A 24,350-nucleotide genomic window follows, 5' to 3' on the forward strand; every position below is an offset into this window, starting at 1 on the left:
CTACAGACCCCGCCCGCTGACCCACTGCGCGATGTCGTGATAGGTGATGAAGATGAACAACACCATGAGCAGCGCAAAGCCGGTGAGGTGCACGAGCCCTTCTTTTTCTGGGTCGACCGGCCGTCCGCGGATGCCTTCGACGACCAGGAAAGCCAAGCGCCCGCCATCCAGCGCCGGGATCGGCAGCAGATTGAACAACCCGAGCACGACCGAAAGCAGCCCGGCGAGTTCGAGCACCGATTCGGCGCCGCGTTGTTCGGCTGCGATCACGTTGCGCGCGATGCCCACGGGTCCTGACACCGCCGACGCATCGCGTTGCCACAGCGCTTGGGTGAGGCCGGCGAACTGCGTGTAGATCGTCAGACCGACGGTTTGAAAACCCCACGTCACGCCGCGCAATATCCCGACGCGCTCGAAGCGCTGCCGTGGGATGAAGCCGATGGCGCCGAACGTCCTGCCGAACAAAGTTTGCGACACGGTCTTGATATTGAGGTGGCGGATGGTGCCGTCGTGCTGGACGTCGACCGCGATCGTCTGATCGGCGTGGCCGTGGATGTACGTCACCATCTCCTCGGCGCTGCGAAAGGCTTGGCCGTCGATCGCGAGGATCTGGTCACCCGGCACGATCCCGGCGCGATCGGCCGGCTTGCCGGGCTGCACGATGTCGACCACATTGGTGGCGGCGATCGGGATGCCGTACGACGTCGCGATCGTCGCGAAGATGATGGCGCCGAGCAAGAAGTTGAACACGGGGCCGGCGGCGATGATCAGGAAGCGCGACCACAGCGGTTTATGCTGGAAGTTTCCGGGATCGGCGCTGCCGTCGTCTTTCTCGTCCTCGCCGACCATCTTGCAGTAGCCGCCGAGCGGCAGCAGATTGAGGCGGTACGTCGTGTCGCCGCGCTTGAACGCGACGATGGACGGCCCGAAGCCGATCGCGAAGTCGGTCACCCTCACGCCGGCCCGTTTGGCGAGCACGAAGTGGCCGAACTCGTGGAAGATGATCAGCGCGCCCAAGATGAGCAAGAAGATCGCTAGCTGACCGATCGTCAGGAGGTTGGGCAGCCCGATGAGGAGGAGCGTCGGCATTCGTATCCTAGGCGATTGCGGCGATGAGGTCGTTCGTCGCGGCGCGCGACCAACGGTCGGCTTCTTCTACTGCCTCAAGCGTCATGTTCGAGGCCTGGTGCCGTTCGAGCGCGCGCTCGACCAGCGCGCATATGTCCGTGAATTTGACTTTCCCTTGCAGAAAGGCGCGTCCTGCCTCTTCGTTGGCTGCGGACAGCACGGCGGGATACGTCTGCCCTCGCTCGAGTGTCCGATAGCACAGTTTGAGCGAAGGAAAGCGACTTTCGTCGACCGGTTCGAACGAGAGCGTCGCCTTTTTGCCGTCCAAGCCGAGACTGCGGCGCGTCTCTTCCTGCCCCCGGCCCGAAGCGGGCAATCGCTCCGGATAGGAGAGCGCGTACCCGATCGGCACGCGCATGTCGGGCCACGCGAGCTGCGCCTTGACGCTGCCGTCGCCGAAGAACACGAATGCGTGCGCGATGCTTTGGCGATGGACGACCACCTCGATCTTCGCTCCGGGCAATCCGAAGAAATGGCTCGCCTCGATGACCTCCAGGCCCTTGTTCATGAGCGTCGCCGAATCGATCGTGTTTTTCGGCCCCATGCGCCACGTCGGGTGGCGCAGCGCCTGCTCGGGCGTCACGCGCTCCAGTTCCTCAAGCGACAGGTCCCAAAACGGCCCGCCGCTCGCGGTCAGGACGATCGACGTGACGTCGGCGAGCCGTTCACCCGCCAGACATTGGAAAACCGCGCTGTGCTCGGAGTCCACCGGCACGAGGCGCGCGCCGCTGCGCTGCGCGGCGGCGAAGAGCAGCTCGCCCGCCGCGACCGCGAGCTCTTTGTTGGACAAGGCGACATCGATGCCGCGCTCCAGCGCGCCGAGCACCGGGCCGAGCCCGGCCATGCCGTCGGTCGACGCGAGCACTTGCTGCGCGCCGGAATCCAGCGCCGCGGCGCGCAAGCCATCGGCGCCGTACGCCACGCGCTCGGGCTTGTAGTCCAGACGCGCGCGCAGCGATTCCGCCAATTCCTTCGAACCGGCCGACACAACCCGCGGTCGGAAGATATTCGCCTGCTTCGCAAGCAAGACGATCGATGTGCTCGCCGCAAGCGCGGTCACAGAGAAGCGCTCGGGATGCGCGGCGATCACCTCAAGCGCCTGAGAGCCGATCGAACCGGTCGATCCTAAAATGGCGACGCGCCGCATGCCGATTCGGGCGCTTACGCGCGCCCGGCGAAGAAGAGCACGGCGTAGGCGACGACGCCGGCCACGAAATACGAGTCGAAGCGATCGAGCACGCCGCCGTGACCGGCGATCAATTGGCCTGAGTCCTTCACTTGGGCGTTGCGTTTGAGAGCGGATTCCGCGAGGTCGCCCATTTGCGCGGCTATCGAAACGCTGGCGGAGAATATCAGGCCGAGCCACCACGGCACCCCGAGGCGCGGCACGAACCCAAGCGCCGTGCCGGCGATGGTCGCCACGATGAACGCCCCGACGGCGCCCTCCCACGTCTTGCCGGGAGAGAACTTGGGCGCAAGCGGCGTGCGCCCGAAGCGCAAGCCGACGAGCATCCCGACCACGTCGGTCAACGCGACGATGATGATGAACCACAGCGTGAACGCGCCGCCGTTGTGCGCCTGGCGCAGCGCCACCAGATACGCCGGCAGCTTGCCCAAGTACAGCGCGGCCATCATCGTCATGCCCCAGCGCACGGTGAAGCGGTCCACGCCCGCCGCGAACGCCGCCATCATGGCGCCCAGCACGATGATGGCGATCAGACCCGATTCGAAGCGATCGATGAGATGGAAGTACGAAAGCACGATGTAGAGGAAGATCGCGGGAATGACCACCGACAGCGATGCCGCCGCGCCCGCGCGCTGCGTGAGGCGCGCGAATTCGAACGCGCTCAGGAGCGCGATTGACAAGACCAGCAGTCCGTAGAGCGGCGCCGCGAAGACCGTGCCGATGGAGAAGGCCGCCAGCAGCAGGCCTATGACGATGCGTTTGATGGATAGCTCCTGGCGCACGCGCTGTTCGACCCCGGCTTGCATGGCCTGCGTCGCGCTCATCGTCCCTTCGATCCTGTCCGGCGCAGCTGGAAGCGTTCGTAGGTCACCTCAAGCGCTATCGCGTCGGCCTGCTCCGCTACGCGCACCACGCGCAGTGCACCGGCGCCCGCGGATGCGTACGGCGGCGTGAGCACCCGCACGCGCACGGTGCGCTCGCGGAGGCGCGGCAGCGCGTCCGTCATGGGGACGAGGAGCAGATCGACATGAGGCGGTGCTGCGAGCGTGGCGCTCACACTTCCATGATCTCTTTTTCTTTATTGCCGACGAGGTTGTCGATGTCGGCGACGAACTTGTCGGTGAGTTTTTGGATCTGATCGTTGCCGCGCCGCGCCTCGTCTTCGGTGGTCTTGCCTCCGCGCTGCGCGTGTTGCACTTGGTTGTGGCCGTCCTTGCGGATGTTGCGCACCGCGATGCGGCCGTCCTCAGCGCGCTTGTGCACGAGTTTGACCAGTTCTTTGCGGCGCTCTTCGTTCAGCGGCGGCAGGCTCAGACGGATGACGTTGCCGTCGACCTGCGGCGTCACGCCGAGATCCGACTTCTCTATGGCCTTGCGCACGTCGCCGATGATCGACTTGTCGTGCGGGGTCACGACGATGCTGCGGGCATCGGGCACCGAGATGTTCGCGACGCCCTTGAGCGGCATCTCCGTGCTGTACGCCTCGACGACCACGTGATCGAGCAAGGCGGTGTTCGCGCGGCCGGTGCGGATGGCTGCGAACTCCGCGCGCGTCGCTTCGACGGCCTTCTTCATCCGCTCTTCGAGGTCTTTAAACAACTGGGGCAACATGCCGCTGGCTCCTCCCCACGAACGTGCCGATCTGCTCGCCCCAGATCACGCGTTTGATGTTGCCCTCGCGCATGAGCTCGAACACGACGATCGGCAAACCGTTGTCCATGCACAACGTGAGCGCGGTGTTGTCGAGCACTTCCAGACCGAGCTTGAGCACCTCGAGGTAGTCGAGGGTTTCGAAACGCACCGCAGTCGGCTGTTTCTTCGGATCCGCGCTATACACGCCGTCGACCTGGGTCGCCTTGAGGATCATCTCTGCGCCGACCTCGATCGCGCGCAGCGCCGCGGTGGTATCGGTGGTGAAATACGGATTGCCGGTGCCGGCCGCGAAGATGACGACGCGCCCCTTCTCCAGATGGCGGATCGCGCGGCGGCGGATGTACGGCTCGGCGACTTGATGCATCGAGATGGCTGTTTGGACCCGCGTCGGCACGCCGATTTTCTCCAGCGCGTCTTGCAGCGCCAGCGCGTTGATCACGGTCGCGAGCATGCCCATGTAGTCGGCGATCGCGCGATCCATGTCTTTGTGCGCCGCCGTTTTGCCGCGCCAGATATTGCCGCCCCCGACCACGCAAGCGACTTGTACGCCCGCCTGCGCGACCTCTTTGATCTGATTAGCGATGGAGTAGACGGTGCCGGTATCGATGGATTCGCGCGGGCCGGCAAACGCTTCGCCGCTGAGTTTCAGCAGGACGCGTTTGTAGACCGGCTGCGCGCCGGCCCCGTCGGTCGTCATCTACGACTCGCCGATATCGAAACGCGCGAAGCGCCGCACTTTGATGTTCTCGCCCACGACGCCGATGACCGAGTTGACGAGCTCGGCGATCGTCTTGCTCTCATCGCGCACGTAGGCTTGGTCGAGCAGCACGGATTCCTCATAGAATTTTTCCAGTTTGCCGTTCAATTCCGACGCTTTGCTGACGCGCACGGCCTCCGGAACTTCTTCGCGGCTGACGTAGGCCGGCCGAGACGCGCAGATATGCAACGCTAGATCGTGCGCGAGTTTTTGGAACTGCTCGTTCTTCGCGACGAAATCCGTCTCGCACGCCAGCTCGACGAGGACCCCCATCTTGCCGCCCTGGTGGATGTAGTGGCCGATGTAGCCTTCTCGAACTTCCCGGTCGCCCTTTTTCGCAGCGATCTGTTGGCCGCGCTCGGCGACGAGCTGTCTCGCCCGCTCGAGGTCACCGTTGCTCTCGGCAAGCGCCCGCCGGCAGTCCATGACCGGCGCGTTCGTCGCTTCGCGCAAAGCCTTCACTTCGGCCGCGCTCGGGTGGTAAGAAGTATTCGCCATGTTCGCTTGTCCCGTTTTCCTCATATGTAGCCACGGACCCTGTGGAACAGGACCCTTTAGTGTAGCCACGGACTTTTAAGTCCGTGTGTTAAGTCGCGCTCGCCGGCGCTTCAGGTGCGGCCGCCGTCGCCGCTTCCGCCACCACGGGCTCGCTCGCTTCGGGCGCGGGCGACGCCGCCGCCGCCGGCGGTGCGCTGCCTTCCATATACTGTGCGGACTCCGCCTCGGTCTTGCCCTCGACGATCGCGTCCGCGATCTTGCCCGTCATCAGTTTGACCGCGCGGATCGCGTCGTCGTTGCCCGGTATGGCGTAGTCGATCTCATCCGGATCGCAGTTGGTGTCGATCACGGCGATGATCGGGATCTTCAGCTTGCGCGCTTCCAAGACCGCGATGCGTTCCTTGCGCGGATCCACGATGAAGAGCGCGTCAGGAAGTTTGGGCATGTCCTTGATGCCCGCCAAAAAGCGGTCGAGTTTGCGCAGCTCGTCTTCGAGCCGGCCGACTTCTTTTTTGGTCAGCACTTCGAAGACGCCGGAGTCGCGCTGCCGCTCGAGTTCGCGCAGGCGCGCGACGCGCTTTTGGATCGTTTGGAAATTCGTGAGCGTGCCGCCGAGCCAGCGCTGGTTCACGTAGAACATGCCGCAGCGGTCGGCCTCTTCTTTCACCGCCTCTTGGGCCTGCTTTTTCGTGCCGACGAACAAGAACGTCTTGCCCTGACGCGCCATCTCTTTGACGGCGCCGTACACTTCGCGCAGCTTGAGAACGGTCTTTTGAAGATCGATGATATAGATGCCGTTGCGCTCCTGGAAGATGAACCTCGCCATCTTCGGGTTCCAACGGCGCGTCTGATGCCCGAAGTGGACGCCCGCTTCGAGCAGTTGCTTCATGGAGATGATGGAAGACACGGTGAAGAAGCCTCTTTCTAGACGGTGACCGCGGGTCATCCGTCACAACAGCCGCATGGGAGCGGCCGTTCACTAGGGCCAAGCTAATGTAGCGTTCCGAGCGAAGCTCGGAGGGTGCTTTTAGGCCCTAAATTTGCACCGCGTAAGTATACCACACGCCCGCGCGCTGCCGCAACCCTCGTTCCCTAAGGGCTTGCGAAGTACTGGACCTCCAACTTGAAGTCGGAGAGGTAGGAACGGCAGCTACCGTTGTGGTTCTTGGGACTTTCGTCCTCGCTGCGTATCACGAAGCCGAAGTTGTTGCCGTACGACTGCCAGTCTCTGAGCGCCTTCGTGACGTCGACGGCGAAGTGGTCGCCGGTCATCGTCATGGGCAAATACTCGAATAGGTCGCCCGGCGGTGTGTACGAATTGTGATCCTTGCCCGTCCAGTCCTCACTGGCGGTGAGAAGCTGCGACGCGCACGTTGGCGGATCGCCGGCGGCGCTGTACGTCAAGGTAGCTTTGTCCACATACTTTCCTTTGAAGGCATCGAGATTGAACAGCAGCGCCGCGCGCGACACACCGAAGCTATACTCCCAACATGGAAATGGTTCGGTGCCCGCATCCCAGCGGTGCGAGTTGCCGACCTGTACCGGCAAATCCACCGCGGGTGGTACCACAGCGACCCCACTGCCGCTGCCCGATTTGTCCAGCGTGGCAAACGGGGCACCGGTGCAATACCAGTCGTTTGCTTCGTGGTAGATGCTGCGCGAATAGCTCTGCGCTCGCACGAGCGGTGACGTCGTCGTGACCACGGCTGGGCCGCCGGCGGGAGGCAGGCAGAACTCGTTGCTGTTGGCGGATTCTAGCGAGCGGTAGTATGCCCGCACGACATAGCAGTCCCCGGCTGCGAACGTAAACGCGCGCGCTTTTTGATCTTGGTCGTCAATCGTCGCCACTTTGACCAAACCTGATGAACCGCTTGACTTGAACGCGTGATAACCGTCAATGCGCTTGTAACAGCTCTTGCCCTCGGGGCAGAATATCTCCGCCGGCCATTCCCACACCAGCACGACTTTGCTAGGATCCTTGATCGCTCCGGGGCAGAACAGACTGCCGAACACCGAGGAGTGTTTGCCGCATTCGGTCGGATCAACCGTTTTGCGCAGACTGCCCGGCGTGCCGATGTAATCGACCAAGCCTGATGGTCCGGGGGTCGCGGTCGGTGGCGCCCCGCCACAGCTGACGGTGAAGTCGACCTTGTTGCCGTAGACGTCGGGCTGGGTGGGCGTGATATTGTGCACCCAGATCTGATCGAAGGTCAACACGCTCGCCGACGCGCCCACGGAGATGCTGTCGCTCACCGCGAGACTGCCGGTTGCGGGCATCGTGAACGAACCTTTGTCCACGATCGTTTGCACGCCGTTGACAAAGCGATTGAAACTCAGCGTGAATTTCGTACCGGCTGTGCCCAACACCGTGCCATTGAACGACATGGTCGCCGGACACGGCCCGGCATACGAGGTGGACGAGCTGGAAAGCGTCGCGCCAAGAATGCCCGTGCCGGGACCCATCACGTGCAGGACCGGCGGCGGCGTCGAGAGCACGTGTGCGCGCGCGTACTTCTTGATGTCTCGGATGGTCGGATAGAGCATGGCGTTGCTGCGCACGATCACGCGCTTGGGATGACAGAAGTCCGCCGGAATGGTGAGGCTTGCCGGCTCAAAAGCGTTGTTGGCGAAATTCGATTCATCGACCGTGCGGTTCTTGTTCACGACGATCCGGAACTGGCGCGTGCCCGCGACGGCATCCAAGTTCTTGCCGGTGTAGAAAATCGGAAAACTCACTGGGACGGAGCGTCCGCCGTCCAGCGACGGCAAGCCCATGGATCCGATGTAGTTGGCGTCAACCGAGTCCCGCGCGATGATGAAGTCGTTGCGGCGATCGGTGGCGCGATAGGACCCGCCGCCGTTCGCGATGATCGCATACGCCCTCGCGATGGGCAGACCGCGGCGACAATACGGCTCGAGACGCACGCCGGCTCGGAGGATGGAAAAGTCCGGCTTGGTCGTCGTGACGGGGCGCACGGTGGCAGGCGGCGGTGTGTTCACCGGCTGGCTGCCGCGGCACAGATTGGCGGGGATCAAAACGCTGATCGGCCCGAAACCGTTGTTGGCATAGTCCGATTCGGCGATCGCATGTTGTTCGTTCACGGCCACGAAGAGTTGACGACCGCCCGCGAATTGGCTCGGATTCCCCTGAGCATAAATCGCAACCGTGACGTTCGCAGAACCCCCTGGGCCGATTTGAGGCAGCGTGGCGCTGCCGGAGAGGGGCCCGTTGGGCTCGCGGACGATCACGCCGCCGTCGAGCACGTTGCTGCCGGCCGAACCCGCGTTGCCGATCGTCACGCTCACGACGATCAACGCTCCGCCCTGTTGGCACGGTTGGCCGACCTGAGCATGCGCTTCTCGCACCATGAGGTCAGGCAGGTTCTGCCCTTGCTGCAAGTTGTCTTGAGGGTTGGCCGAGGCCGGGCCGTTCACACCCGACGAAAGCATGGCACAAATGCAGAAGGCGACGGCGCTGCCCAGCGCAAAGCGAAAAGCGGCCACACGCATAATGTTGCTCCTCAAGCACGGTCCCTACCGTGCTGATGCTCTAACGCAACGAGGTTCTGTTTTGTTGCCGGGTACGCACCTGATAACGGGAATTCACGCTCTGCTCTATACGAAAGATGCGAAGCGCGTCCGCACATTCTTTCGCGACGTGCTCGGATTCCCCCATGTCGACGCCGGGCGTGGATACCCTACCTCCGGAAAGGGCGGCCCGCTCACCTCGATCCGCTTGCCTGGCGGCGGCACTCTCGCCAGGGTCCATCGGAAACGCAATTGAACACCCGATGATGCTGCGCGAGGCCTTCGGGCTGCGACGCGATCCCTTCATGGACACGGCCGATCCGGCGTTCTACTTCGAGACGATGGCGACGGCGAACGGCCGGCGCCGCCTTTATGAGTGCCTTGCCGGCGGCCGCGGTCTTGCGGCAGTGGTGGGACCGGTCGGCGCCGGCAAGACGTCGTTGTGCAACGCCGTCACCGCGCAACTGCTGGCTGATCCGGGCTTCCTCGTCGCGCTGATACTCGATCCGACGTTTGCCGACGAATCAGAGCTGCTGCAAGCGATCGCCTCGAGCTTCGGCTTCGACGCGCACGCCGGCGCTTCGCCGCGCCTTGCGCGCGAGCATCTGAAGCGCGATCTTTTCGAGGCGACCACCAGCATGCGCACGCGTCAGGGCGTCCTCATCATCGACGAGGCGCAATTGCTGCCCGAGCATCTGCTCGAAACGCTGCGCGCGCTGCTCAATTTCCAACTCGACGAGCGTAAGCTGCTCTCGATCGGACTCTCCGGACAGATGGAGCTTGCGGGCGCGATCGCCCGGCGACCGAATTTGAGCGATCGGGTCGCGCTGTGGCTCGAGTTGCGTCCGCTCAGCGAGGCTGAAGCCGCGGGTCTCATCGATCATCGCTTGCGCTGCGCGGGTTACTCCGCGCCGCAATCGCCATTTGAATCAGCCGCCATCCATGCGGTGTGGCGAGCTTCGGGTGGACTGCCCCGACGGATCGGGTCGCGCGCGCGCGCCGCGATGGAAGTGGCGGCGGAGCGAGGCAGCCGTACGGTGACCGCGCGCGACGTCGAAGATGCCGAGCCGCGCATCGCGCCCGATCGCGCGCTTGACCCGAGTCCGGATACGCCGGCGATCGCGGCGCAGCAGGCGGGAGCCAAAGCCAAGAATTGGTGGACGTGGTGGCGCCGAGCATCGTAGATGGCTGACGAATCCAAGAGCCTGCCTGCGGACATGCTGCTGCTGCAGGAACGGCGCCGCCGCCAAGCCGGTCAGGCGCAGGCTGTGCCGACCGTGCCAACCGTGCCGGCCGCCCCTGCCGCGCCGTCGCCACAACCGCCGCAGCACGAAGCGCCGCAGCACGAAGCGCCGCCGCGCGAAACATTCGAAGACAACGAAGAGGACCAACTGCTCGACGTCTCCGACGTGGCGGACGAAGATTCCGTCGCGGAGTCAGAGACCGCTACGCCCGGCGCCGCGGCCGTCGCGCTGTTCCGTCCGCTCGATCAGGTCAGCGTGGCCTCTTTGCCGTGGGCCGGCGCCGTCGACCACGATTCGTTGCAGGCCGCGATCGTGTGCTGCCCCATCGGCCCGGTTCGGCGGGGAGCAGGCTTCTTTGAACGAACGTTGCCGGCGGTGGTGCCCCTCACGCTGGACGGCGTGCCGCACGGTGAGCCCGCCTTGTCGGTGAGCGTCGGGGCGGACGAAATCGCGGCGCTCGAGCTTGCTTCACGCCGCGCCTCGCGCCAAGCCGGCTTGCGCTTGGTGCGCGCTGCGGCGCTGCCGAACTCGATCGTGGGAGCGGAACGAGCCGCCGCGGGCGCGGCAGCACCTGCGCTTGCCGCCTATCGAGCCGCCGCGCTCGTGCAGGCGTGGCACGCGGCGTTGAGCGCATCGCCGTCCCCGGAACTCGATCGCGAACGCGATGCTGCCGCGGTTCGCTTGCTTTCGACCCTGCGAGCCCTGCTGGGCGAAGCGTAGCTGCTAGGAGTCAAGCATGAAGACGCCGATGGTCGTCGCCGATTTTCTCAACCGGGCGCGCCTGCTGTACGGAGATTCCGTCGGCGCGGTGTGCGGGGGGCAGCGCTACACGTACGGCCAGATCGGCGAGCGTGTGGACCGTTTTTCGGCGGCGCTGGCGGCCGGCGGGGTCCGCAAGGGAGACGTCGTCGCGTACGTCTCCTTCAACTGCCACCGCCTGCTCGAGGGCTATTACGCGGTGCCGCAAATCGGCGGGATCCTGCTGCCGATCAATATCCGGCTGACGCCGGCCGACATCGCGTACATCCTCAATGATTCGGGAGCCAGCACGGTGGTCGTCGATCGCGCGCTCGCAGGCTTGATCGCACCGATCGCTTCGCAACTGCCGAACGTGAAGCGCTGCGTGCTGATGGGCGGCGATCCGAAAGCCGAAGCGCCGCTGCCGGGCGACGACTACGAGGGGCTGATCGGGTCCGCCAAAGAGGCGCCGACGCCGGTCGACATCGATGAGGACGACGTCGCCGAGCTCTTCTACACGAGCGGCACGACCGCCCGGCCGAAAGGCGTCATGCTGACGCACCGCAACCTCTATCTCCACAGCTTGGTGACGGCGCTGATCAACCAGTCAAACGACGCAGACGTGGTATTGCACTCGATTCCCCTTTTCCACGTCAACGGCTGGGGCACACCGCATTCCCTGACGATGCTCGGCGGGCGCCACGTCATGGTGCCGCGATTTGATCCGGAACTCGTGCTCGAGACGATCGAGCGCGAACGCTGCACGGCGGCGTTCTTCGTGCCGACGATGGCCATAGGGCTCATGGCCGCTCCTTCATGGCCCACTCGCGACTTGACCTCATTGCGCGTCTTGATGCTCGGCGGCGCTGCGACGCCTCCGAGCCTTATGCGCGCGCTCGACCAGCGTCTGCCCGGCTGCACGCTCCGTTGCGGCTACGGTCTTTCGGAGACCACGCCCGTCATGTCGATCGCGTGCCTCAAATCAGGGCGGCAGCTCGACGTCGAGCAGTCGCTCGCGGTGCGTACCACCGCCGGCATGCCGCTCCCCAGCGTAGAGGTGGCGATCCTCGACGACGAAGGCAAGCCGCTACCGCACGACGGCACGTCGGTCGGCGAGATCTGCACGCGCGGCAACACCGTATTCAAAGGATACTGGAGGCAGCCCGAAGAGACCGCCAAGTTCATCGTGGACGGCTGGTTCCACACCGGCGACATGGGATACATGGACTCTGAGGGGTATATCTCCATCGTCGACCGCAAGAAAGACATCATCATCACCGGCGGCGAGAACGTCGCGTCGATCGAGATCGAAAAGGCGATCTACGAGCACCCGGCCGTGCTCGAGTGCGCGGTGATCGGCGTGCCCGACGAACGTTGGGGCGAAATACCGGCCGCGATCATCGTGCTCAAACCCGGCCAAGCGCTCGACGAGGCGGGCGTCATCGAACATTGCCGGACGCGCCTTGCGGGATTCAAGATGCCCAAGGCCGTGCGTTTCGTCGACGCGCTGCCGAAGGGCGGTACGGGCAAGATCCTCAAGCGCGAGTTGCGGGCCGGGTTCGTGAAAGAACCTTCCGCCGCTCCGGCCAGCTGACGAAGCCGTTGGAAATCCTCAGCGCCGTCGCATCGGTCGGCACGTTTGTGGTCATCCTCGTCACGGCGTTCGCCGCATTGATCCAATTGCGGCACATGCGGAGCGGCAACCAGATCGCGGCATTGACCGAATGCCGCGAGATCATCGAATCCCGGGACTTCTTCGCGGCGCGCCGTTTCGTGCAAGACGACCTGCCTCTTCTCTTGCAAGATCCGGCCGTCGTGGCGCGGTTGGAACGCAGGGTGCTCGATGATCAACTGCAGCCGATCAACTACATCGGAAATTTCTTTGAGAACTTGGGCGCCTTCGTCAAATACGGCATCATCGATCGAGGGATCGCGCTCGACCTCTGGAGCGGCGTCGTCTTGACCGCGTGGACGGCGCTGCTCCCGGTCACGCGCATCAGGCGCAAGGTCATGAAGACGCAAGCCCTGCTCGAGAATTTCGAATACCTGGCAGTGTTATGCGATGATTACATCGCGCGCCACCCGGATGGCACCTACCCGAGCGGCATGCGACGGATGCCCGACAGCTAGTCCTTTAGCGCGCGAGTTTGTTCTGCAAAAACCGGACCGGCAGGTACGAGAACAGACCGATCGCGACCAGCAGCCAAGCGAGATCGCCGGCCAGGTTCCACGAGAATTGCCCCAGCACCAATCCGCGGAAGATGTTCACCGAATGATAGAGCGGCGTGCACCACGCCACCGCCTTCAGCCAGTACGGCACCTTGTCGAGCGGGAAGAACACGCCGCTGATCATGACCATCGGCGTGGCCACGAGCGAGAAATAATAGAACAGGTGCTCCTGGAACTTCACGGCCATCGCCACCGCGAAGCCCGGCATCGCGAAGACGATGCCGGTCAGACCGAGCAGCGGCAAGCTCAACAGCGACCACCACGAGTGCACGAGTCCAAAACTCGCGATGACCACGAGAAAGATCCCGCCGTACAGCATCGCGCGAAACGCCTGCCATAAGTATTCGCCCGCCGCGATCTCCAGCGGGTCGACGGGCGCGGTGACCATGGACTCGTACACGCCGCTGAAGTTGAGCCGCTCGAAGGCGCCCCAGCAGGCGTCGAAGGTCGCGGCGTTCATCGCCGCCAGACCCAGCATGCCGGGCGCGATGAACTGGACGAGCGAACTCGATCCCAGCGTCAGGTATGCCCCGAGGCCGAACCCGATGGCGAGAAAATATGCCAACGGTTCGAAGATGTTGATGGCGACGCTCGAGAACGCGTATTTGCGCCAGGCGTCGAAGTTGCGGCGGAACACGTTCCACGCATTGCGGTGGAAGAGCGCTGCGAGCGGCTTCATTCCGCCAGCTCCCGCCCGGTGAGGTTCAAGAAGACGTCTTCGAGCGTCGCGGCGCGCGCGACATGGCGCGGCGTTTCGACGCCGCTTTCGGCCAGCCGGCGCAGCAAGACGCGGTTGTCGTCGTTGTAGAGATACGTCGTTTCGCCATGCTGCTCGCGCCGGCGCACGATGCCATCCAGCGGCACGCGGATGCGCTCGAAATCGACGCCGATCAACTCGAGCACGTCGGCCGCGGCGAAGCGCTCGACCAATGCGCGCGGCGAACCCTCCGCGAGGATCCGGCCCTCGTCCATGATGACCAGCCGGTCGCACAAGCGCGCCGCTTCTTCCATATAGTGCGTGGTCAGGACGAGCGTGATGCCGCGCGCGCGCAGATCCAGCAGCAGCTGCCACACCAGCAGGCGCGCTTGCGGGTCGAGCCCGGTGGTGGGCTCGTCGAGGATGAGCATTTCCGGATCGTTGACGAGCGCACGCGCGATCGAAAGGCGCCGCTTCATGCCGCCCGAGAGTTCGGGCACGCGCGAATGCGCTTTGGCGTCGAGGCTCATCAGGCGCAGCAGCGTGTCGCATTTCGCCTGCGCTCGCGTGCCGCCGATCCCGAAGAACGATGCATAGCGAAGGACGTTCTCGGTGACCGTGAGTTCCGGATCGAGCGCGCTCTCCTGCGCGGCGACTCCGATGCGCTGCTTGATCTGCAGCGGGGCGCGTTCGGCGTCGAGGCCGAGCACGCGCAGCTCGCCCGCGCTCCTGGCGATGCGGCAGTAGATCATCTTCATGGTCGTCGTCTTCCCGGCGCCGTTGACGCCGAGAAAACCGAAGCACTCCTGCGGCGCGATCGCGAAGTCGATCGCGCGCACGGCTTCGAGCGCACCGTAGCGCTTCGACAAACCCGAAGCGAAGACAGCGGGGTCGGGCATAGCCCGAGCCATTGGAACCTTTGCAGCAACGGACCTTGTGGAGCGGGACCTTTCAGGTCCCGCTGACTCCACTCCGTTCCTCGCAGCCACGAAGGTCCGTCGCTGTACGAAAGATAAACTTCTCGGACTTTGATCAGCCATTGTCGGTGCTGTAGCGAGCTACAGCCACGAGGCCGCACGGCTCGTGCCCTGTAGCGCAAGAGTGCTCGAATCTCGCACGCCGGTGCAGCGAGCGCATTACATCGCAGACCACCTCACACCGCACTTGTTTCGCGGTGTCGCAGGCCAGCCCGCCGCCGAAGCGCCGCAAGTCGCGTGGCGCGTCACCCCAGAACCGTTCCCGCTCTCCCCATCGACGGTCGCGTCGCTGCAGTCCCTTGGCGCCGACCTGTTCAAATTTTACCGCGGGCTCAACAAACTGTATTTCCAAAGCGTGCGCGGCACCGCCCCGGACTTCGTCCGCGAATATCTCGAACTGGGCAAACCCGAGCAGATCGTGCGCTTGCAGCGCCAGAACCGCTTCAACCGCGACGTAGCGGCCGTCATCCGTCCGGACATCATCCTGACCGACGCCGGCATGATCATCTCTGAACTCGACTCGGTCCCGGGCGGCATGGGTCTGGTCGGAGCGATGGGCGAGACGTATTGCGAGTTGGGATACGACCAGGTCGGCGAGTTCGATGGCATGATCCGCGGCTTCGCGCGCATGGCCCAAGCGCGCACGGGCAAACAGCATCCGGTCGTCGCGGTCGTCGTCTCCAAGGAATCTGAAGACTACCGCGGCGAGATGACATGGCTCAGCGAGGCGCTTTCGCGCTCCGGCCTCGTCGAAGCGGTCACCATCAAGCCAGAAGAGATCGGTTTCACCGAGGAAGCGCTGGTCGTGGACACGCCGGAGGGGCGGCGCACCGTCGACCTGCTCTACCGCTTTTTCGAACTCTTCGACATGCTCAACATCCCCAAACACGAATTGATGATGTACTCGGCGCGGCACAAGCGCGTGGCCGTGCTGCCGGCGCCGAAATCGTTCCTCGAAGAGAAACTCACCTTCGCGCTCTTGCAGCATCCATCGCTTGAAGAGCGATGGCGCCGTGAGCTCGGCGATGAGACCTTCGCCCGCCTTTTCCGGCTCTTCCCGCAGACGTGGATCCTCGATCCTCGGCCGCTGCCGCCGCAAGCAGTGATCCAGGGCTTGGTCGTGGACGGGCGGCCGCTGCACGCATGGAGCCAACTGTACGGTTTGTCCAAATCCGAGCGCCAGTTCGTGGTGAAGCCGTCCGGTTTTTCGGAGCTTGCGTGGGGCAGTCGAGGCGTGTACGTCGCCGATGATCTGTCGCGCAACGAGTGGATGGCCGTGCTCGACGGCGGTCTTGCGGTGTTCGACCGCACCCCGCACATCCTGCAGCGCTTCCACAAAGGCCGGCACGTGCGAGCCGATTACCTCGATCGTGAAAGCGATGCGATCGCGAACATGGACGGCCGCATCCGGCTCTGTCCGTACTACTTCGTCGCCGGCGACGATGCGCTGCTCTCCGGCGTGCTCGCCACCATCGTGCCGGCGGATAAGCGCATCATCCACGGCATGTCCACCGCGATCATGGCGCCGTGCATGGTTTCGGAGAGCGGCTACTGACGAAGCCCAACGAGCGCGACGAGACAATCGGCCGGCAAACGGAATCGCGCTTACCGCCGGCTGCCGCGGTGATAGCGGCGCTCGCGCTGTACGTCTTGTTGCCGCCGCATCTGACGCTAGGACCGCCGTGGCTCATGCCGGTGCTCGTCTTGGCTTTGCTCGTACCCCTCGTGGTGGTTGGACCCATGCGACTCGGCCAGCCGCCGCGGGTATGGCGTACCGTTGGGATAATGGTGATCGCGCTCGTCAACGCGGCCAACGTCGCATCGCTCGCGCTGCTCGTCCGTACGCTCTTGGCTCCGGGCAACAAGGAGACCGGCTGGGGCCTGCTCGTGTCGGCCACCGCCATTTGGTTGACCAATATGCTCGTGTTCGGGCTGTGGTTCTGGGAGCTGGATGGCGGTGGTCCGTACTCCCGTTTAAGCGCGTCGCGACGCCATGCCGATTTCCAGTTCCCGCAGATGGTCACGCCGAGCTGCGCCCCGGTCGGTTGGAGGCCGTCATTCATCGACTACCTGTATCTGGCGTTCACCAATTCGACGGCGTTCAGCCCGGCCGATACGATGCCGCTCACCGGTTGGGCGAAGGCCTTGATGGCAGTCGAGGCCTTGATCTCGCTCCTCACCGTGCTCTTGGTCGCCGCGCGAGCCGTGGGCATCCTCACGTAAGCACGGCCATCACTCTCGCGATATCCGATTCATCGTTGTAGCCGTGCGGCGAAATGCGGACGCCGACAGGACGCGCGGTCAATCCGACCTTGGCCAGTTGCGCCGCGTTGTTGAGCTTATCGGGATCGCGCCCGCCGAGCCCGAACAGCACAATGCCCGAGCGCGTGCCCGGCGCGCGCGAACTTTTCACGTCGATGCCGCGGGCTTGGGCCTGCTCGATCAGCGAGTCGATGAGCGCCAACACGTGCCGCTCGATGTTCTCGAGCCCCGTCGCGGTGAGCAATCCGAGACTGACGCTGAAGCCCAACATCCCCGGATAGTTGAGCGTGCCGCCGTCAAAGCGCTCGGCGGAATCTTTGAGCGGCTGATCGTAGTCGAGGAAGTTCATCGGATCCCGCACCGAGCGCCATGACGCCAGCGCAGGGCGCAATTTCTCGATAAGGGAGCGGCGCACGAACACGACACTGAAGCCTTGCGGCGAAAGCAGCCACTTGCCGGCCGCGAAGTACGCGAAGTCGGCGCCGCAAGCGCGCACGTCCAGCGGCAGGTGCCCAAAGCCCTGCATCGCGTCGAGCGCGAAGTACACGCCGCGCTCGTTGCACCATCGGCCGATCGCCGCGATGTCGTTGCGATAGCCGTCGCTGAAGCCGACTTGTGACACGGCCACAAGCCGCGTGCGCGAGGACGCCAAGCGCTCGAGCGTTTCAACGGTCAGGCGTTCGCGAGGCGAGCGAGCCAGGCGGATCGACACGCCGCGCTCCCGCAGGTTGAGCCACGGATACGCGTTGGCGCCGAATTCATCGTCCGGCATGATGATCTCATCACCCGGACGCCAGTCGATGCCGTTGGCCGCGACGAGCGCGCCGTCCGACGTGTTGCGCATGAACGCGATCTCGGAGGGGTCCGCGTTGATCGCCTTAGCGACTTGGCGGCGCACCTCGTCGCGCCTTTGCTCTATTTTCTGCACGCCGGTCTTGCCTTGGCGCATCTGCGCATCGAGCATCGCGGCGACCGCCTCAAAGGTCGGCCGCGGCAGCGGGCCCACCGATGCATGATCGCAATACGCCCACTGCTCCGCGATCGGAAAGAGCGAACGGTCAAGCGGGGGCGCAAGCGCCGGCGGGCGGTCGACCTTCAATGACTCCTCCATGTGCGCACCGAACTTCCTCTCGAGGTCTTCCACTCCATGCTGCTTAGCGCGCTCGCGCTCGCCCTCGCCCTGAACCTCGGACCCGCCCTTCCTGCTGAAGGCGCGCCGCCGCCCACCACGCTTGCGCTCATGCGGCAGAAATTGCTCGACGAACTCAACCGCCATCGCGCTGGCCTTTCGGTGTCGCCGTTGCACGTGGACGCGCTCGCCCAGCAGGCCGCGCAGATGCACTCCGTCGAGATGGAGCGCGCGGCGAAGCTGCGGCATGAAGACTCCTCCGGCCATTCGCCCTTGTGGCGCTACACGTCGTTGGGCGGCTCCGCGCAGGCGTACGGCGAGAACGTCGGCTACTTCAGTCGCGGCGTGGTGAATCCCGATCTGCTGTGGTCCTCGATCGCGGAACTGGACCGCCGAATGATGGCCGAGCAACCGCCCAATGACGGCCACCGCAAGAACATCTTGTCAGTGCGCTATTCAGCGGTCGGCATCGGCGTCGCCGTGGGCCCCAACGGCGTGTACATCACGGAAGATTTCGTCGGCTACCCGCGCGCGCGGCTCTACGGCACGGACCACTCCGTCATATTCCAGTTGGCCATGATGGAGCGCGACGGCTTGTAGCCGTGCACGTCGACGCTCAACACGCCCACGCGGTCGCGGAACCACATCGGAATCACTGCGATATCCTCCATGCGCCGGCGCTCGATGTCGGCGTATATCGTCTTGCGCTCGGCGCGAGCGCTGATGATCAGCGCGCGCCGCTCCTGCCGGTCCACCTCCGGATCGCATAGGCGCGAATCGTTGGAGCCCGCCGGCGAGAACTGATCGCAGCCGTCGTCTTTGAGCGCGGCCGGGTCGTAGTTGACGCTATAGCTGTAGCTCACCAGATTGAATTTCCCCTGACGGATCGGGCCGCTGACGTCGAAGATCAGGCCGTACGGGTAGTTCTTGATCGTGATGTCGATGCCGGCCGCCCGCAGATATTGCTGGGTGAGCTCCGCGAAGTGCTTGCTGGAATCGCTTCCGGCGATGGAAAGGAACAACAGCGACAGCCGCTGCCCGTCTTTATAACGATAGCCGTCCTGCCCCGTCTTCCAACCCGCTTCGTCGAGCAACGCTTTTGCTCGGGTGAGATCGTGATCGTAGCGGGGCACGTCATTGGTGAACGCCCACGACCAGTTGGGGAGAAACTCTGCGGCCAGGTAGCCGGCGCCGTGGGAGATGCGCTGCAGCAGCTCGGCGCGATCCAAAGAATAGGCGATGGCCCGGCGCAGGCGCACGTCGTGCAGCGGCCCGCTCTGCGTGAACATCGAGAGCACGCTCAAGCGCAGGCTCGGCGTGACGACCACGTTCATGTCTTTGAGCTGGCGAAACGACGGAAGATCGTTGGTGGTCGCGTCGATGTCGGCGTCGAGTTCGTGGGTCTGAAAGTTCACGATCTCGGTGTTGTCGGTGCGCGCTTGGAAAATGATCTTCTTGATCTTCGGCGCGCCGCCCCAATAGTGCATGTTGGCGACGAAGACCATCTGGCCGTTCTTCTCCCAAGACTGGAGCATGAAAGGCCCGGTCCCCACCGGCTTGTTGTTGAGCGGCGAACGCACGAGATCTTTGGCCCCTGCGATGATGTGCGCGGGCAGAGGCGCGACCGGTCCCTCCTGGATGCCGGCAAAAAAGCGCGTGGGGAAGGGCGCGTACGGACGCTTGAGATGCACGACCACGGTGTAGCGATCGGGTGCGTCGATGCTGCCGACGACGTCGTAGCCTTCGCGGATCTCCACCGGGTTGTCCGGATTCATCACCTGTTTCCAAGTCTCGATGACGTCCTGCGCGCCGAACGGCTGCCCGTCGGACCACGTCACCCCGTGCCGCAAGTGGTAGGTCACGGTGAGGCCGTCTTTGCTGATGCCGCCGTTCTCGAGCGTCGGGACCTGCGTGATCAACACCGGCACGAGCTCGCCCTTGTCATCCAGGCGCACGAAGTACTCCAACACGTACCCCGAGAGTTGATACGCGATGTCGGCGCCCGTGAGCATCGGGTTGAGGGTCGACGGATCCGAGATGTCCGAGATGCGCAGCACGCCGGGTTGCGTCCAGGAATGCGCGCCGCTCGGGCCGAGTCCGGTCGACGTCGAGACCTTCGTGCACCCGGCAAGCCCGGCGAGCGCGATCGCCAAGAACACGCATGCGTGCATTTTCATGGGGTCGGGCCGTTCTGCGAAGCCGCGGAGGGCGCCTGTCGGCGGTGACGGAAACGGCATGCATGATCGACTTCGAACTGACGGCGGAGCAGTTGATGCTCGCGCATACGGTCCGCGCGTTTTTGGCCGACCAGATCTCGCCAGACGTGCAGGCTTGTGATAGCGCCGGGACGCCGCTGCCCGGCGCGTTCGCGAAGCTCGCTAAACTTGGTATCGTAGGCTTGCCTTTCCCCGAAACCTACGGCGGCGGCGGGATGGACTACGTGACCCTCGGCCTCGTGTGCGAAGAGCTCGAATACTGCGACACTTCGTTGCGCACCATGATGTCGGTGCACATCGGTCTCGCCGGCTGCGGCATCTATCAGTGGGGCACGGAGGAGCAAAAGCAGCGGCTGCTGCGACCGCTTGCCATGGGCACGAAGCTGGGGGCCTTCGCTCTCACCGAACCCGACGCGGGCTCGGACGTCGCGGCGCTGAAATCCAGCGCGCGCCGTGAAGGTGACGGCTACGTCTTGAACGGCAGCAAGATCTGGATCTCGTGCGCGACCCAAGCCGACATCTTTCTCGTCTTTGCGAAGACCGATCCGGCCAAAGGTGCGCACGGCATCAGCGCGTTTGTCGTCGAGCGCGAGTCGGCCGGCGCGGCGCTGCACACGTTTTCGCTGCACGACAAATACGGCGTGCGCGCGGGCGACACCGGTGGCTTGTCGTTCCACGACCTTCGCGTTCCGGTGGCCAATCGGCTCGGCGAGGAAGGCGAAGGCTTTTATGTCGCGATGACGTGTCTTGAGACCGGGCGCTTCACGGTAGCCGCCGGAGCGAGCGGGCTCATCCGCGCCTGCCTCGATGCATCCGTCAAGTACGCGCACGAACGGCACGCCTTCGGCGTCGAGATCGGGCGCCACCAACTGGTCCAGGAGATGATCGCGCAAATGGCGCTTGGCTATGACGCTGCGCGCCTCTTGTATCTGCGCGCCGGCTGGATGAAGAACAAAGGCATGCGCAACACGCGCGAGACGGCGTTGGCGAAATGGTACGCCACCGACGCGGCCAACCGCGCGGCGGACGACACCATGCAGATCCACGGCGCGTACGGGTTTTCAGACGAATATCCGGCGGCGCGCTTTCTGCGCAACTCGCGCGGCAGCATCATCTATGAAGGCACGCGCGAAATCCAAAAGGTGATGCAGGGGGAGTACGCCCTGGGGTATCGCAAAGACAAGCCGCCGCGGTGCGAACTCCCGCCCTACAAGATGTAGCGTTCCGAGCGAAGCTCGGATGTAGTGCCGGGGCTTTAGCCCCGGAAGAAAGGCTTTCATAGATGCCAGAAATCAAACGCGTCGGTGTCTGCGGCTCCGGGCTCATGGGGTCGGGCATCGCCCAAGTGGCGGCGGCGGCAGGCTACGACGTCGTCGTGCTCGAGGCCGTGCAGGCGGCGCTCGAAAAAGGCCTGGCCGGCATCAAGAAATCGCTGGAGAGGTTCGTCGAAAAGGGAACGCTCAAAGCCGACGATCGCGACGCGACGCTAGGCCGCATCAAGACCACGATCCGCGTCGAGGACCTCAAGGACTGCGACCTCGTCATCGAAGCGATCATCGAGAACATGCCTGCCAAACGCGAGCTGTTCGCAAAACTCGACGCGCTGCTCGCGCCGCATGCCATCATCTGCTCCAACACGTCGAGCTTGTGCGTGGTCGAGATGGCCGTCGCGACCAAGCGGCCCAAACAAGTCGCCGGCCTGCACTTCTTCAATCCCGTTCCGCTGATGAAACTGGTCGAAGTGGTCAAGACGATCCTCACGAGCAAGGAGACGATCGACACGCTGTATGCCTTTGCGAAGAAGCTCGCCAAGACGCCGATCCTCGCGCAAGACACGCCGGGCTTCATCGTCAATCGCCTGCTCGTGCCCTACCTTCTGTATGCGATTCGCGTCTACGAGCAAGGCTTGGCTTCGCGCGAAGATATCGACGAGGGCATGCGCCTCGGTTGCGGCCATCCGATGGGACCGCTCACGCTGCTGGATTTCGTCGGTTTGGACACCACGTATTATATCGCCGAGATCATGTTCGACGAATTCAAGGACCCGATGTTCGCGCCGCCGCCGCTACTGAAGCGCATGGTGCTCGCCGGAATGCACGGTAAGAAGTCCGGCAAAGGCTTCTACGACTATAAAGGAACGCCATGACCTACGAAACGCTTCTCATCGATCGCGACGGACCGGTCGCCATCATCACCATCAACCGCCCGAAGGTGCTCAATGCGCTCAACGAGACCGTGCTCTCGGAATTGAGCAAGGCCTTCGACGAACTCGAGGCCGACACGAGCGTGCGCGCCGTCATCATCACGGGCGCCGGCGATCGCGCGTTCGTGGCAGGCGCCGACATCGGCGAATTGGCGGCGCTGCCCGACGAAAAGGCCGGGGCCGCGAAGGCGCGTCAAGGCCACGCGGTCACGCACAAGATGGAACATTCGCGATTGCCGGTCATCATGGCGATCAACGGCTTCGCGCTGGGCGGCGGCCTCGAACTGGCGATGGCCGGCGACATGCGCATCGCTTCGTCAAACGCCAAACTCGGTCAGCCCGAAGTCAATCTCGGAATCATCGCGGGCTTCGGCGGCTCGCAGCGCTTGCCGCGGCTTGTTGGCCCAGGCATGGCTTCCTATCTGCTTCTCACCGGCGAGATGATCGGCGCCGAGGAAGCCAAGCACGCCAATCTTGTCGAGAAGGTCGTGCCGCCGGAAGAATTGCTCAACGAGGCCAAGCGCATCGCCCACGTCATCGCCTCGAAAGGGCCGCTCGCGATCGCCGCGACGAAAAAGGTCATCCACAAAGGCCTGCAGACCGATCTCCACGCGGGTTTGGAGCTCGAAGCGGAGCACTTCGGCAAAGTCGTGGCCACCGCCGACGCTAAAGAAGGCACGAAGGCGTTCCTTGAAAAGCGCCCCGCCAAGTTCCAGGGCAAATAGCCACCGTTTCCACGCGCGGGACGCAAAGGACACGGTTCGGACGCCTTGCTGGTATCCTGACGATGGGTGCGTGAGAGAACAAACTTAAAAGGGAGGCACCTTATGTATCGCAAGGTCTCATCTGCCGCAGGGCTCCTCGCCGCGGCGCTTTTGATCATCGTAGCGCGGCCCGCTGCGGCTAGCGTGACCACCGCGACGCTGACCGCAACCACGCCTTCCTATAGCGGCAAGTGCCCTGTAACCGAAGCATTCACAGGCGCGATCTCGGGCACGCCCGGCACGACGTTCCAGTACAGTTTCAACCGGTACATCAACGGTGTGCAACAAGTTCAAAACGTGGGAGCGGGGACGATACCGTCGAACGGCACCTTCTCCCCGGTCAACGACTCGTTTAGCATAGCGTCGAGCAGCACGGGCACGAACTTCGATCAGATCTGGGTTCACAATATTGCCGGTGGTCAGGCCGACGTGTATTCGAACAAGGCCTCATTCACCGCCACGTGCGTCCTCATCCTCTTGTCCACCATGCCGCCCATTCCGGTGGCGTCGCCGCCCTTCTCATCGAAGAATCAAGTTACTCAACCGCTTTCCTCGAATGCAACGCTAGTGCTGCACCCTGGCGCCTCGGCGATCCGAAGCAAAGTTCTCCTCAACCAAGGCCAGGCCGATTTCTTTTTCGGCCCATACTGCACGCATTCTGGAGCTCAACTTTGTGTCGGCTACGATCACGTCCTAGACACTGGCGTCTTCGGCGAAAAGAAAATCGGAATAATCCGAAGCTATTTCATGTTTGCTATCCCGCACGGCCTCAATGTCGTCAAGGCCCTGCTCGGGTTCCATCAGATCTTCGACGGCACCGATCAGACTTCGTTTCAATGCTTCGGCGGCATCGCGCCGGCGGTTTCCCCCTGGACGACGAACAACGATTTCGTCGACGGAGATTTTGGGTTTCCCGCACCCGCGCATTATATTGGGCCGGATGGGACGATTGATGTCACTTCCATCGTTAAAGCATGGACCGGGAAGATGGCCAACAATGGATTCGTGATGCGGGGGAGCGACGAACAGACGTTTATAGGAAAAAACGAAACCTGTCACTTCATATTCAGCCCGATTGAGCTCAAAATTACGGTGTCTTCCCCGATTCTAAAGGTGCCGTGAACCCACTCCAAGACACCGG

24 protein-coding genes are annotated in these 24,350 nt (G+C 63.7%); 11 read left to right on the top strand and 13 right to left on the bottom strand.

Annotated features, from left to right (window positions below):
- From VN934_11670 to VN934_11710, 9 genes are all read right to left on the bottom strand, one after another.
- The gene (locus VN934_11670; GenBank protein HXM19450.1) at positions 1-1,089 is read right to left on the bottom strand and encodes a M50 family metallopeptidase; all 1,089 of its coding nucleotides are present in this window, start codon (positions 1,087-1,089) and stop codon (positions 1-3) included.
- Between the two features lie 7 nt (positions 1,090-1,096).
- Complete coding sequence (dxr, locus tag VN934_11675; protein HXM19451.1) at positions 1,097-2,275, bottom strand: 1-deoxy-D-xylulose-5-phosphate reductoisomerase; 1,179 nt, start codon at positions 2,273-2,275, stop codon at positions 1,097-1,099.
- A gap of 14 nt (positions 2,276-2,289) precedes the next feature.
- On the bottom strand, positions 2,290-3,138 hold the full coding sequence (locus VN934_11680; GenBank protein HXM19452.1) for a phosphatidate cytidylyltransferase: 849 nt from the start codon (positions 3,136-3,138) through the stop codon (positions 2,290-2,292).
- Positions 3,135-3,371 (bottom strand): hypothetical protein, encoded by a 237-nt coding sequence (locus VN934_11685; GenBank protein ID HXM19453.1) that lies wholly within the window; start codon positions 3,369-3,371, stop codon positions 3,135-3,137. The genes VN934_11680 and VN934_11685 overlap by 4 nt, the downstream gene beginning before the upstream one ends.
- Positions 3,368-3,925, bottom strand: a complete 558-nt coding sequence (gene frr / locus VN934_11690) for a ribosome recycling factor (GenBank protein HXM19454.1) — start codon at positions 3,923-3,925, stop codon at positions 3,368-3,370. The genes VN934_11685 and frr overlap by 4 nt, the downstream gene beginning before the upstream one ends.
- The gene (pyrH, locus tag VN934_11695) at positions 3,906-4,664 is read right to left on the bottom strand and encodes a UMP kinase (protein ID HXM19455.1); all 759 of its coding nucleotides are present in this window, start codon (positions 4,662-4,664) and stop codon (positions 3,906-3,908) included. The genes frr and pyrH overlap by 20 nt, the downstream gene beginning before the upstream one ends.
- Entirely contained in the window at positions 4,665-5,222 is a 558-nt protein-coding gene (locus VN934_11700; GenBank protein ID HXM19456.1) for an elongation factor Ts, read from the bottom strand.
- Between the two features lie 88 nt (positions 5,223-5,310).
- Positions 5,311-6,129, bottom strand: a complete 819-nt coding sequence (rpsB, locus tag VN934_11705) for a 30S ribosomal protein S2 (GenBank protein ID HXM19457.1) — start codon at positions 6,127-6,129, stop codon at positions 5,311-5,313.
- Positions 6,130-6,314: 185 nt separating this feature from the next.
- Complete coding sequence (locus VN934_11710; GenBank protein ID HXM19458.1) at positions 6,315-8,732, bottom strand: hypothetical protein; 2,418 nt, start codon at positions 8,730-8,732, stop codon at positions 6,315-6,317.
- 281 nt (positions 8,733-9,013) lie between these two features.
- Between VN934_11710 and VN934_11715 the strand changes: the two genes are divergently transcribed.
- Genes VN934_11715 through VN934_11730 form a run of 4 tightly spaced genes read left to right on the top strand, consistent with a single transcriptional unit; the run spans position 9,014 to position 12,862 of the window.
- Positions 9,014-9,934 carry an AAA family ATPase gene (locus VN934_11715; protein ID HXM19459.1) on the top strand — a complete coding sequence of 307 codons (921 nt, stop codon included), beginning with the start codon at positions 9,014-9,016 and terminating at the stop codon, positions 9,932-9,934.
- Positions 9,935-10,714 (top strand): hypothetical protein, encoded by a 780-nt coding sequence (locus VN934_11720; GenBank protein ID HXM19460.1) that lies wholly within the window; start codon positions 9,935-9,937, stop codon positions 10,712-10,714. It abuts the gene before it with no gap.
- Between the two features lie 16 nt (positions 10,715-10,730).
- A complete protein-coding gene (locus tag VN934_11725; GenBank protein HXM19461.1) occupies positions 10,731-12,326 on the top strand; it encodes a fatty acid--CoA ligase in 1,596 nt (531 codons plus the stop codon).
- 8 nt (positions 12,327-12,334) lie between these two features.
- Positions 12,335-12,862 (top strand): hypothetical protein, encoded by a 528-nt coding sequence (locus VN934_11730; GenBank protein ID HXM19462.1) that lies wholly within the window; start codon positions 12,335-12,337, stop codon positions 12,860-12,862.
- A 4-nt stretch (positions 12,863-12,866) separates the two neighbouring features.
- On the opposite strand, the gene VN934_11735 is transcribed toward VN934_11730, so the two are convergent.
- Together VN934_11735 and VN934_11740 are read right to left on the bottom strand one after the other, a co-directional pair.
- Positions 12,867-13,640, bottom strand: a complete 774-nt coding sequence (locus VN934_11735; protein HXM19463.1) for an ABC transporter permease — start codon at positions 13,638-13,640, stop codon at positions 12,867-12,869.
- Positions 13,637-14,557: an ATP-binding cassette domain-containing protein gene (locus tag VN934_11740; protein HXM19464.1), complete on the bottom strand. Its 921-nt coding sequence runs from the start codon at positions 14,555-14,557 to the stop codon at positions 13,637-13,639. Before VN934_11740 ends, VN934_11735 begins: the two co-directional genes overlap by 4 nt.
- A gap of 223 nt (positions 14,558-14,780) precedes the next feature.
- Between VN934_11740 and VN934_11745 the strand changes: the two genes are divergently transcribed.
- Both VN934_11745 and VN934_11750 read left to right on the top strand, forming a co-directional pair.
- A complete protein-coding gene (locus VN934_11745) occupies positions 14,781-16,190 on the top strand; it encodes a hypothetical protein (protein ID HXM19465.1) in 1,410 nt (469 codons plus the stop codon).
- The gene (locus tag VN934_11750; GenBank protein HXM19466.1) at positions 16,163-16,858 is read left to right on the top strand and encodes a hypothetical protein; all 696 of its coding nucleotides are present in this window, start codon (positions 16,163-16,165) and stop codon (positions 16,856-16,858) included. The genes VN934_11745 and VN934_11750 overlap by 28 nt, the downstream gene beginning before the upstream one ends.
- Here the strand turns inward: VN934_11750 and VN934_11755 are convergent.
- Positions 16,851-18,008 (bottom strand): aminotransferase class V-fold PLP-dependent enzyme, encoded by a 1,158-nt coding sequence (locus tag VN934_11755; GenBank protein HXM19467.1) that lies wholly within the window; start codon positions 18,006-18,008, stop codon positions 16,851-16,853. The genes VN934_11750 and VN934_11755 overlap by 8 nt on opposite strands.
- 36 nt (positions 18,009-18,044) lie before the next feature.
- Between VN934_11755 and VN934_11760 the strand changes: the two genes are divergently transcribed.
- The gene (locus tag VN934_11760; protein HXM19468.1) at positions 18,045-18,626 is read left to right on the top strand and encodes a CAP domain-containing protein; all 582 of its coding nucleotides are present in this window, start codon (positions 18,045-18,047) and stop codon (positions 18,624-18,626) included.
- On the opposite strand, the gene VN934_11765 is transcribed toward VN934_11760, so the two are convergent.
- Positions 18,566-20,203, bottom strand: a complete 1,638-nt coding sequence (locus VN934_11765) for a peptide ABC transporter substrate-binding protein (GenBank protein ID HXM19469.1) — start codon at positions 20,201-20,203, stop codon at positions 18,566-18,568. The genes VN934_11760 and VN934_11765 overlap by 61 nt on opposite strands.
- Before the next feature lie 62 nt (positions 20,204-20,265).
- Between VN934_11765 and VN934_11770 the strand changes: the two genes are divergently transcribed.
- The 4 genes from VN934_11770 to VN934_11785 all read left to right on the top strand — a co-directional run bounded on the left by VN934_11770 (position 20,266) and on the right by VN934_11785 (position 24,331).
- Complete coding sequence (locus tag VN934_11770; GenBank protein ID HXM19470.1) at positions 20,266-21,462, top strand: acyl-CoA dehydrogenase family protein; 1,197 nt, start codon at positions 20,266-20,268, stop codon at positions 21,460-21,462.
- A gap of 62 nt (positions 21,463-21,524) precedes the next feature.
- Positions 21,525-22,388: a 3-hydroxybutyryl-CoA dehydrogenase gene (locus tag VN934_11775; protein ID HXM19471.1), complete on the top strand. Its 864-nt coding sequence runs from the start codon at positions 21,525-21,527 to the stop codon at positions 22,386-22,388.
- A complete protein-coding gene (locus VN934_11780) occupies positions 22,385-23,170 on the top strand; it encodes an enoyl-CoA hydratase-related protein (protein HXM19472.1) in 786 nt (261 codons plus the stop codon). The genes VN934_11775 and VN934_11780 overlap by 4 nt, the downstream gene beginning before the upstream one ends.
- 102 nt (positions 23,171-23,272) lie before the next feature.
- Complete coding sequence (locus VN934_11785) at positions 23,273-24,331, top strand: hypothetical protein (GenBank protein HXM19473.1); 1,059 nt, start codon at positions 23,273-23,275, stop codon at positions 24,329-24,331.
- The last annotated feature ends 19 nt before the right edge of the window (positions 24,332-24,350 follow it).

This window comes from Candidatus Tumulicola sp. (assembly GCA_035601835.1).
Classification (GTDB): domain Bacteria; phylum Vulcanimicrobiota; class Vulcanimicrobiia; order Eremiobacterales; family Eremiobacteraceae; genus DATNNM01.